9 protein-coding genes and 1 tRNA gene are annotated in these 11,000 nt (G+C 30.0%); 8 read left to right on the forward strand and 2 right to left on the reverse strand.

Annotation, left to right across the window (positions count from 1 at the left end; all coding sequences use genetic code 11):
* Positions 1-319 precede the first annotated feature (319 nt).
* The 4 genes from I6U48_RS15135 (at position 320) to I6U48_RS15150 (ending at position 4,482) form a co-directional block, all read left to right on the forward strand.
* Positions 320-395, forward strand: a tRNA-Thr gene (locus I6U48_RS15135).
* A gap of 128 nt (positions 396-523) precedes the next feature.
* Positions 524-2,257: a phosphoenolpyruvate carboxykinase (ATP) gene (locus I6U48_RS15140; protein WP_218321310.1), complete on the forward strand. Its 1,734-nt coding sequence runs from the start codon at positions 524-526 to the stop codon at positions 2,255-2,257.
* Positions 2,258-2,586: 329 nt separating this feature from the next.
* A complete protein-coding gene (locus tag I6U48_RS15145; RefSeq protein ID WP_246615373.1) occupies positions 2,587-4,221 on the forward strand; it encodes a response regulator in 1,635 nt (544 codons plus the stop codon).
* A 42-nt stretch (positions 4,222-4,263) separates the two neighbouring features.
* Positions 4,264-4,482 carry a DUF3006 domain-containing protein gene (locus tag I6U48_RS15150; RefSeq protein WP_376774567.1) on the forward strand — a complete coding sequence of 73 codons (219 nt, stop codon included), beginning with the start codon at positions 4,264-4,266 and terminating at the stop codon, positions 4,480-4,482.
* Between the two features lie 55 nt (positions 4,483-4,537).
* Here I6U48_RS15150 and pgsA read toward each other — a convergent pair whose 3' ends face one another.
* Positions 4,538-5,053: a CDP-diacylglycerol--glycerol-3-phosphate 3-phosphatidyltransferase gene (gene pgsA / locus I6U48_RS15155; protein WP_218321311.1), complete on the reverse strand. Its 516-nt coding sequence runs from the start codon at positions 5,051-5,053 to the stop codon at positions 4,538-4,540.
* A gap of 262 nt (positions 5,054-5,315) precedes the next feature.
* Here pgsA and I6U48_RS15160 point away from each other — a divergent pair, with 262 nt between their 5' ends.
* Positions 5,316-6,719: an NAD(P)/FAD-dependent oxidoreductase gene (locus tag I6U48_RS15160; protein WP_218321312.1), complete on the forward strand. Its 1,404-nt coding sequence runs from the start codon at positions 5,316-5,318 to the stop codon at positions 6,717-6,719.
* Between the two features lie 51 nt (positions 6,720-6,770).
* Positions 6,771-8,057, forward strand: a complete 1,287-nt coding sequence (locus I6U48_RS15165) for an adenylosuccinate synthase (RefSeq protein ID WP_218321313.1) — start codon at positions 6,771-6,773, stop codon at positions 8,055-8,057.
* Between the two features lie 26 nt (positions 8,058-8,083).
* Here the strand turns inward: I6U48_RS15165 and I6U48_RS15170 are convergent, their stop codons facing one another.
* Positions 8,084-9,316: a BaiN/RdsA family NAD(P)/FAD-dependent oxidoreductase gene (locus I6U48_RS15170; protein WP_218321314.1), complete on the reverse strand. Its 1,233-nt coding sequence runs from the start codon at positions 9,314-9,316 to the stop codon at positions 8,084-8,086.
* A gap of 239 nt (positions 9,317-9,555) precedes the next feature.
* Between I6U48_RS15170 and I6U48_RS15175 the strand changes: the two genes are divergently transcribed.
* Both I6U48_RS15175 and I6U48_RS15180 read left to right on the forward strand, forming a co-directional pair.
* A complete protein-coding gene (locus I6U48_RS15175; protein WP_218321315.1) occupies positions 9,556-9,927 on the forward strand; it encodes a CoA-binding protein in 372 nt (123 codons plus the stop codon).
* A gap of 20 nt (positions 9,928-9,947) precedes the next feature.
* On the forward strand, positions 9,948-10,763 hold the full coding sequence (locus I6U48_RS15180; protein WP_218321316.1) for a pyruvate, water dikinase regulatory protein: 816 nt from the start codon (positions 9,948-9,950) through the stop codon (positions 10,761-10,763).
* The last annotated feature ends 237 nt before the right edge of the window (positions 10,764-11,000 follow it).

An 11,000-nucleotide genomic window follows, 5' to 3' on the forward strand; every position in this document is an offset into this window, starting at 1 on the left:
AAACAATCAAATATTCTAAGCTTTTTCCAAAATATGAGCTAAGACTTGTATCAAAAGTATTTAAATGTGTCTTCCAGAATGTCAATATATCCCTGAGTATAAGTTAAGTGTCTATATAGATAAACACACCAGAAAGTAAACATCTACCGGAGCATAAGTTTACTTTCGACCGTTGTTATCTATATATTGCAACAGTTCTCTTGTTTATTTTTTTATGTAGAAGTTTGATTAAATTGCTGAAATAATACATATTTTGTTAAATAATCAATATAGTACTTTACACTTATGGGATATTAAGTTAAAATAGATATGAAGTTATGCTTCTATAGCTCAGTTGGTAGAGCAACTGATTCGTAATCAGTAGGTCGCAGGTTCGATCCCTGTTAGAAGCACCAGTTAATTTGAAGCCCTTGATTTTCAAGGGCTTTCACTTTTTTTGTAATATAATTTTTTGCCTTGAATAATATAAGAATTAGAGGAATTAATAATTCATGTTTATGCTAAAAAGTTTTAGGAGGTAAAGATGTATAAGGAATTTTACCTAAATAACGAAAAAGCAATGATTAATTTTACTACAAAATATTGTGATACTGCTGAAAAATTGTTTAATAGCAATGGATTTAGAGAGGTACTGAAGGCATACTTAAATAGAATAGAAAAGAAGGAATCCAATATCTATAAGTATATAAGATTTAGAAAAGAGGAAAGTAAGGTTAACTTAGTAGAGCATATTATAAAGTTATTTAAAATTTTAATGATGCTAAATGTAGATGAAATAAATAAGATTAACGATCAGTATAGAAGAATGTTAGAAGATAAGGATATGTTTATTGCATTTATTGAAGACTTTTATGGATTTTGGAGAAAGATCGAAAGATACACTATTGTTCAAAATACTAAGATTATAGATGGGTTACAAAACGTAAGTTTTATTGAGGCAAATAATAGGTTTACACAATTAATTTTAGACATTTATAGAAAAGTAGAAGAAAGTGTTTTAGGTTATAAGCCTAGAGTCTATAGACAACTTCCCGTTGGAGGAAATGCAGGGCTAATATTAAATGATGTTAGATGGCCTTATCCTAAAGAATACTTATGTTTAGATAACATACCTTTTATTCAATCAATACTTCTTGATCCACCATTTATAGTATATCCAAAGAAAAACAAGAGAGATGGAATGTTCAAAGAGTGTTTTGATAATCCATTAAAGAATAAAAGTATAAATAAAGATCACTGGTTATGTTACCCTGCTAAGGTAGGAAGTCTTCTAGCATATATTTATTTTCATAGGGACTATATGGCTCACGGATTAAGTCTTTGTAATTTGTTCGAAATTGCTAGTGAGGAAGAGTATAAGGATAAAAAGCCAGATATAGTATATGTATTTGGAATAAGGGATGACAATGACGAAATTAAGACAGTCTTTTATGATGATAAGGAAAACGATATATTACTTGGATATGTAAATAACAATGAGAAAATAGATTACTTTGGTTATATGAAAAAAATGACATTGACTTTGCATAATCTTATAATGATAAAAAGAGGTTATTTACCAGTTCATGGGGCTATGGTGAATATAGTTAATAAAAACAATAAAATTGCCAATATAGTCATAGTAGGTGATAGTGGGGCTGGAAAGTCTGAGAGTTTAGAAGCTTTTAGGCAGCTAAGCGATGATTATATAAGTGATATGAACATCATATTTGATGATATGGGAGTAATAAAAATTGATAAAAGTAAAGTAATATTAGGATACGGAACCGAAGTAGGAGCTTTTATTAGGCTTGATGATTTAGATACAGGATATGCATTTAAACAAATAGATAGAAGTATATTCATGAATCCAGATAAGATAAATGCAAGACTTGTCATTCCTGTTACAGTTTACAAAGAAATTATTAAAGGATATTCAATTAATATGTTTTTATATGCAAATAATTATGAAGAGGGAGAAGACTTAGAGTTTATTAATAGTGTGGACGAGGCTATTGATATCTTTAAGAGTGGAACAAGGATTGCTAAAGGAACAACAAGTGAAAAAGGATTAGTAAACACATATTTTGCAAACCCTTTTGGTCCAGCTCAAAGAATGGAAGAGATGAATAAACTTCTTAAAACATACTTTAATGAATTCTTCAAAGCGGGTATAAAGGTTGGACAGTTGAGAACACGTTTAGGAATAAGTGGAGAGGAAAAAGAAGGACCGAGGAGAGCTGCACTAAGTTTACTTAAAATAATTAAAAATTTATAATTAAAACTAAAAATTTCAATACATTTTTATTGCTCAGGAAATATACATATAATAATTCCTGCTAAAAATATATTGAAATTTTTTTTACCTGTATTTATAATTAAAACTAAAAGGCTAAAGTTTATTGCTGTAAATTTTTATAACTTATAGCAAGTGGATGGTACAAAATATTTTTAAATTGGATTCATGAAGTTTAAAACAATATTTTATTATTGTGAATACTAAAAGTTAATGTTAAATTATTTATGCATTGAATGCTCATATTTGTTAAAACTGATTGTTACCATTTTAACAATTTGTATTTTGTAAATTTTTAGGGGGTATTTTAGTTGTTAAATAGTGAGAAGGATAATAAGTTTGTTGTAGACTTAAGTAAAAACTGGTGTTTGGAAATAGTTCAAATGTTACCTTTTGAAGTTATTTTAATAGACAAATTCAATAAGATTTTTAATTTAAACCCTAAAGCTCTTAATACATTTGGTAATATAGATGTGCAAGATGAAGTAAATAAGGTAATAGCTCAATTTAATGAGGAACTAATACAAGTTGAAGATGGAAGCAAAGAATTAAGTATAGAAACAGATATGCTAACCAATAATGGTCCGAAGTATTTTAAAATCAAAATCACAATTTTAGATAATATACAGGATGGATTTGATGGTAGAATAATAACATTAAATGATGTTACCGAGTATAGGGTGGAAATAGATAACTTAAAAAAAGAAAAAGAAAGTATAGAAATTGATAATAAGACTAAAAGTGATTTTCTCTCTAATATTAGTCATGAAATTAGAACCTCAGTTAACGGCATCATAGGAATGACAGATTTAACTCTTATGAGTAATTTAAAATCAGATCAAAGAGAAAACTTAAGTTTAGTAAAGTCAAGTGCACTAAATTTATTGGATATGACTAATAGTATTTTAGATTTTTCAAAAATACAAGCTGGGAAAATGAAAATTGATAATGCTGAATTTAACTTTAAAGAACTAATAGATGAAATTGTAAGATTGAGCACAATTAAGGCATTAGAATATAAATTGGAGTTTAAAGCTAAGATGGATGAGTCTATACCAGATACCTTAGTTGGAGATTCTATAAGAATAAAACAGATTTTAGACAGCTTAATTGATAATTCTATAAAATTTACCAAGTATGGAACCATAGCTTTAACAATTGAAAAGTTAGAATCTATTGATAAAAAAATTAATTTAAAGCTTTCTATTAAGGACACAGGAATAGGTATAGATAAAAAAGATATATCTAAGTTATTTAAAGGATTTAGTCAAATTGATAATAAGGATTATACAAAAAAGAGTTTGGGAACGGGATTAGGATTATGCATATGTAAAGGTCTTGTTGAAATGATGGGTGGAAAAATAGAAGTAAGAAGTAGAAAGGACGTAGGATCAGTATTTTCTTTCAATATATTACTTGAAAGAGGAAAAAAATACAGCAATACAAATATAGTAAATGATAAGAAACCTAAGGTATTAGTAAATAATTCTATAAGCAGAAGATTAAACATATTAATTGTTGAAGATGATAAAGCAAGTCAAATGGTAATATATAATCTATTTAAAAAGAATGGACATATATGTGAAATAGCGGATAATGGTCAAGAGGCTTTAAACCTTATTGAAAATAAGCAATATGATTTAGTTTTTATGGATATACAAATGCCTGTACTAGATGGCTTACAAGCTACGAAAATAATAAGAAAATCTGAGGAAAATAGTAACAAGCATACGCCTATTATAGCATTAACAGCATATGCATTAAAGGAAGATAAAGAGAAATTTTTAAGTGCAGGTATGGATAACTATATATCTAAACCATTTAATATGAGTGAGTTGTTAAAAGTGGTAAATAGCACAATAAAAAAGGATGATAATAATAACACGTTTTTAGGGAGTAAGCAGAATGATATAGATGGGGATTCATTATTTTTACACCTATTATAATTTACGCTATCATACATTTAAATAGATAAAACATTTAAGGAAGTGATTGGTATATTTGGAGTAATTGATAGGTTTGAAGGGAGCTTTGCGGTTATAGAATTAGAGGATAATAAAATAATTAATATTAGCATAGATAAAATTCCTCAAGAGGCTAGAGTAGGATATGTTATTAGAATAGAAAAAGATATCGCTATAGACTATGAGCAAACAAGAAAAAGGAAAAAGATAATAGCGGATTTGTCAGATGATATGTGGAATTAAGAGAAGCTAGAATGAAACTATAGTGGTTTCTATTCTAGCTTTTTTAAGTTTGTCTTCACGGTTTATTTTTTTCTTTTGAATATAAAATAAGATAGTTTATAAATGCTATAAATGCACTTATAACTGCTACATATATAAGTAAATTTCCAATATTTTTATTGAATGTCAAAATGAGTATGGATAGATAAAATAATATAGTTGTAAGCTTTCCCAGCTTATTAGATGGAATAATAGTATTTTTATGATATAGCTTAATTCCGGCTAATATCATAAAGAGTTCTTTTATAAAGATTACTAACAGTATCCATAAGGATATATATTTTTTTATCGCTAGGCAAGTTAAAACTGTTATTATCATAAGCTTATCAGCTAGAGGATCTAGCACTATGCCTAATTTTGTTATTAAATTATATTTTCGTGCTATATAACCATCTAATATATCTGTAATTCCAGCAATGAAAAATGCAAGAATTGAATAAATTAAGTTATTAGGTAATCTAGAAAAAAAAAGTGAAACAAAAATAGGAATTAAGAGTAACCTAAAGAGAGTGAGTGTATTTGGTAAATTCATAATATCACTCCAACTTAAAAGTAATTATATTTTTGTTTTAGTGTATGCTATGAATATCAAAGCGTTCTTAAAATAAGAGCTAAATGAATATATTATGATTTTTTAAATTTAGAAAGTGAATTATATTTACACGTTAATGATATAAAGATATCTAATAATAGAAAAATTAACGAATTTTAATGTAAAATAATAACCTAATATTCGTATTTATTATTGACTGAGTTATATACTTTTGATAGGATTAAATTAGGAGGGATGTGTCTTGAAAAAGAGCTATGATGTTATTATAATTGGTGCAGGACCGGCTGGAATTTTCACAGCATTAGAAGTTACAAAACTTAATCCCAACTTAAGCATATTAATAGTGGATAAAGGAAGAAATATAGAGAAGAGAAAATGCCCAGAGAGAACTACAGGAAAATGTGTTAATTGCAAGCCATGTGGTATAACATTTGGATGGTCTGGTGCAGGTGCTTTTTCAGATGGGAAGCTTTCATTGAGTCCTGAAGTTGGTGGAAGGATTCTTGAATATTATTCTGAATCAGAAGCAATAGAATTAATAAAATATTGTGATGATATATACCTGAATTTTGGCGCGAATAAAACAATTTATGGTCTTAATAATGAAAAGATAGATAAGATAAAATATGAAGCAAGTAAGCATAATATTCGCCTTATAGAGTGCCCTGTAAGGCATCTAGGTACAGAACTTGCTTATGAAGTATTAAAGAAGATGTATCACCATCTTGTAGATAATACAAATACAGAATTCAATGAACTTACAGATGTAAAAGATATAATTGTTAGTAATGGAAAAGCATCTGGAGTTGTACTAGAAAACGCAGAAGGACAGATGAATGTGGAATGTAGCTATATTGTAGCAGCTCCAGGAAGAGGTGGTGCTGAATGGCTCTCAGCTCAGGCTAAAAGCTTAGGTTTAAAAACTACAAATAATGCGGTTGATATAGGTGTAAGAGTTGAAGTGCCAAATTCTATAATGGACCATCTAACTAAGGATTTATATGAAGCAAAGCTTGTGTATTACTCTGATACATTTGATAATAAGGTTAGGACTTTCTGTATGAATCCAGGAGGTGTTGTATCGCAGGAGCATTATGATGGAGCTATAGCTGTAGTTAATGGGCATAGTTATTCAGAAAAAGAATTAAGAACTGAAAATACAAACTTTGCAATGCTTGTATCAACTACATTTACAGAGCCGTTTAATCAACCAATAGAATATGGAAAATATGTTGCAACACTGGGGAATATGCTTACTGGTGGAGGAATAATGGTGCAGAGACTTGGAGATTTGTTAAATGGTAGAAGGACAGATTATTCAAGATTAAAAAAATCTACTACTATTCCAACATTAAAATCTGCAGTTCCAGGTGATTTAAGTTTTGTACTACCTGAAAGGCACTTAACTTCAATAGTTGAGGCGCTAAAAGCCTTTGATAAAGTTGCTCCAGGACTTTATAGCAAAAACACATTACTTTATGGAGTGGAGGTCAAATTTTATTCAAGTAAATTTGATACTAATAATAAATTTGAAACAAACATAAAAAATTTATATACTATAGGTGATGGTGCAGGTATAACTAGAGGTCTTATGCAGGCATCTGTTACTGGTGTTGTTGTAGCAAGAGATATATCAAGCAAATAAATACTTGATTATACTTAAAATAGGTTACTTAATTAAGAGGAGGAAAATTTTATGTCAGCATTTATTGTATTAGGAGCCCAATGGGGAGACGAAGGAAAAGGAAAGATGACAGACTATCTTGCGGAGAGCGCAGATGTTGTAGTTAGATTTCAAGGTGGAAACAATGCAGGACATACCGTTGAGGTTGGAGATAAGCAATATAAACTTCATTTAATACCCTCAGGTGTGCTTTATGATAACAAATTAAATGTAATAGGTAATGGGGTAGTTGTAGATCCTAAAGCTCTATTCGAGGAAATAGACTATTTAAAAGGAGTAGGAGTAGAAGTAACTCCTGAAAAGTTAATAATAAGTGATAGAGCACAGCTTATAATGCCATATCATAAAATACTTGATGGAATAAAAGAAAAAGCTAGAGGAAAAAAAGATATAGGAACGACTGGAAAAGGAATAGGACCTTGTTACACTGATAAAATGGAGAGAAGTGGTATAAGAATTTGTGACCTTATGCACAAGGAAGTATTTGAAGAAAAACTTAGAGATAACGTTGAAACAAAGAACGATATTATAACAAAAGTTTATGGAGGGGACAGCTTAGATTTTGATGCTATATACAATGAGTATTTAGATTATGCTGAAAGAATTAGACCTTTTGTAAAAGATACATCAGTTGAAGTATTTGATTCTATAAAAGCAAATAAGAAGGTATTATTTGAAGGAGCTCAAGGAACATTACTTGATATAGATTATGGTACTTATCCATACGTAACATCCTCCAATACTATTGCAGGCGGTGTATGTATAGGAGCAGGAATTGGACCAACAGCAATAACTAGTGCAGTAGGAATAGCTAAAGCTTATACAACAAGAGTAGGAAAGGGACCTTTCCCAACAGAACTATTTGATGAAACTGGCGATTGGATAAGAGAAAAAGGTCATGAGTACGGAGTAACTACAGGAAGAGCAAGAAGATGTGGATGGCTTGATTTAGTTATACTTAAAACTACAGCCAGAGTTTCAGGACTTACAAGCTTTGCTGTAACTAAAATAGATACTTTAGCAGGTATGGAAAAGTTAAAGGTATGTGTAGGCTACAAGTTTGATGGAAAAGTTATTGACTACGTTCCAGCAAGCCTTGAAGATTTAGCTAAATGTGAGCCTATATATGAAGAATTCGAAGGTTGGGATGAAAGCATAGAAAATGCTAGAAGTTATAATGAAATTCCAGAAAATGCAAAAACATACTTGAAGAAAATTGAAGAATTTACTGGTACAAAAATATCAATAGTATCAGTTGGACCAAGAAGAGATCAAACTATGGAAGTATCAGATATATAGTTATTTAAATAAAAATGCTGCTGATTTTATTTTTCAGCAGCATTTTTTCCAGCTATAAATCCTGAAGCCCATGCCCAATGTAAGTTAAATCCTCCACAATCTCCATCAACATCTAAAATTTCACCTGCAAAATATAAATTTTTCATTGTTTTTGATTCAAGTGTTCGGGGATTTATGCTGATTGTATCTATCCCACCGGCAGTCACTTGAGAATTTTTAAAAGAGTTAGTATCACATACTGTAAATTTCCATCCCTTAAGTAGCTCAAATATTTTATGTTTTTGTTTCCAGTTCAATTCATAACATAGACTATGTATATTGTCTATATAAGCGTCCTTTAAGATTATAGGAATAATTTTCTTATTTATAAGCCCTATAAAGGAATTGTAAACACTTCTATAACTAAAAGTTCCCCAATGGTTTTCAAGAAAATCTATTAAGTCCTCTTTATTAATATCAGGCATCATATCTAATGTTAAGATAACAGTTTTTTCTCTAGCTAAAGCATGAGAAGCAGTACGACTTAGTTGAAGTATAGGGGGACCGGATATACCATAATCAGTAAACAATATTTCACCAAATTCTTTTCTTTCTGAAACACCGTCTACAAATATTTCAGCAAAGCCATTAAATTTTACTCCAGATAAAGCTTTCAAACTCCTATAATTCAATTTAAGTTGAACCAGTGCTGGTATTGGAGATATGATAGAATGATTTAGGGATTTAGCTAGAGTAAATCCAGAACCGTCAGAACCAGTATTAGGGGCTGATTTACCACCGCAACATAATATAAGCTTATTACATTCATATGTCTCATCCGAATTCGTAAATAGTTTAAAAGACTCAGAAGAAACTCGTATACTAGAAACCTTGCTATTAGTATAAACCGGTATGCTGCGGTCTTCTAAGGCCATTCTAAATATATCAAGCACCGAAGAGGCCTGAAGAGATAACGGATACATTTTACCGTCTTCTAAAGTGGTTAAAGGAAGACCTAATGAATAAAAAAAGTTTATTGTATCCTTTAGTGTAAATTTATCTAAAGTGTACTTGAAAAATTCAGGATTTTGACTATGATAGTTTGAATAAGAGATATTAGTGTTTGTTATATTACATCTACCATTGCCAGTCGTTAATATTTTAGAACCTATTCGGCTATTACCTTCTATTATTGCTACATCTTTACCAGAATCTTTAGCAGCAATTGCAGACATAATACCAGAAGCTCCCCCACCTACTACAATTATTTCATGAAACAATATAAACAACTCCTTGTGATAAAATTATTTTATATTATTTTACCTCAAATATCTGGATTTTGTAATAGAATTTTTATTTATATAATTGGAAATAAGGTAGAACAAGTAGAGGTGTTGGAAGATGATTATATAAAAAGGGAATATGGAAAATAGATTTCTTTTATATTTAATCATATTTTGTATATAATATTTGTATAGGCATAACTTAAAACTTAATTTTGAAAGGAGAAATATTTTGTATGGAAGCTTCAGAATTACTAAATTATAAAAATTGGGTAGTTGTAGGTGATGTATTAAATGAGAGTAAGTATGCACATAAAATATTAAAGGCTTTACAAGAAGCTAATTTCAATGTAGTAGGGGTAGACCCTAGAGATAATACCGGTAAAGCATATAGGGAGTTAAAAGACGTGCCCAATAACATAGATGTTATTGATTTATGTATAAACCCTATGCAGGGATTAAAAGTAATGGAAAATGCCTTAAGTCTTAATATAGATAAAGTACTAATACAACCTGGTGCTGGAAGTAGAGATATATTGAGTTTATGTAAAAATAAAGGTATTATAGCTATAGAAGGATGTGCACTTGTGGAACTTTCAAGGTTGTAGATTTAAGGGGGGATTTATTAATGTTTACTATATATGCGGTATCCGACTCCATAGGAGAAACTGCTGAGCAAGTTGCAAGAGCAACTGCCAGTCAGTTCTGTGATGGAATAAAGGTGCAAAGAGTACCTTATATAAAAAGTTTTGAAGATGTAAATGAGTTTATAAATAAAATAGAGGATAAACAAAATATTATGATTATATCGACAATAATTTTAGTCGATGTTAGAGAGTTTCTAGTTCAAAGAAGTATAGAAACTGGTATACATATAACGAATGTGCTAGGTCCATGTATTAGCGTGGCATCGAAAATTTTGAACAAGCTTCCCGATTATAGACCTGGTGCCATTTGGGAAATAGATTCAGAATACTACAAAAAAATAGAGGCAATGGAATTTGCAATACAATACGATGATAGTAAAGATCATTCTGGTATTAAAAATGCTGATGTAATATTAGTTGGGCTTTCCAGGACATCCAAAACGCCACTATGTATGTATTTAGCGAATAAGGGCATTAAGGCGTTAAATATACCTGTTATGCCGGAAGTGCCAATACCTAATGAGCTATTTGAAATTGATAGAAGAAAAATAATAGGACTTACAATAGATCCAATGCAGCTAATTGAAATAAGAAAGCATAGGATAGATAAGTTTTCAAAGTTATCTACGGAAATACAATACGCTAATGCTGAGAGAGTGTTACAAGAATTAGATTTTGCGGATAAACTTATGAGAAGATTAAGTTGTAAAATTATCGATGTAACTAAAAGAGCTATAGAAGATACAGCTTTAATAATAATGGAACATATAGATTATAAGGGAATAAAACAGTATTAGGAATAAAAGTGTTAATATAAAAATTTTGTCTAAAGCCCTATTTATCGTGGTTTTAGACGAAAACCATAATATAACATAAAAAAAAACAAAAAATATGTTGACACTTTGATAAATATCTTGTATTATAGTCTATGTCAGGTCGCTAAGATAACAGCGACGAAAGATATGGCCTCTTGGTCAAGCGGTCAAGACACCACCCTTTCACGGTGGTAACAGGGGTTCGATTCCCCTAGAGGT

It is taken from the genome of Clostridium thailandense (genome assembly GCF_019207025.1).
GTDB lineage: Bacteria > Bacillota > Clostridia > Clostridiales > Clostridiaceae > Clostridium_AM > Clostridium_AM thailandense.

What these genes read in the sequence shown, in the direction of transcription:
- I6U48_RS15175 (WP_218321315.1), top strand. Translation starts at nt 9,556, where the DNA reads ATGGAAGCTTCAGAATTACTAAATTATAAAAATTGGGTAGTTGTAGGT.
- I6U48_RS15140 (WP_218321310.1), top strand. Translation starts at nt 524, where the DNA reads ATGTATAAGGAATTTTACCTAAATAACGAAAAAGCAATGATTAATTTT.
- pgsA (WP_218321311.1), bottom strand. Translation starts at nt 5,053, where the DNA reads ATGAATTTACCAAATACACTCACTCTCTTTAGGTTACTCTTAATTCCT.
- I6U48_RS15165 (WP_218321313.1), top strand. Translation starts at nt 6,771, where the DNA reads ATGTCAGCATTTATTGTATTAGGAGCCCAATGGGGAGACGAAGGAAAA.
- I6U48_RS15180 (WP_218321316.1), top strand. Translation starts at nt 9,948, where the DNA reads ATGTTTACTATATATGCGGTATCCGACTCCATAGGAGAAACTGCTGAG.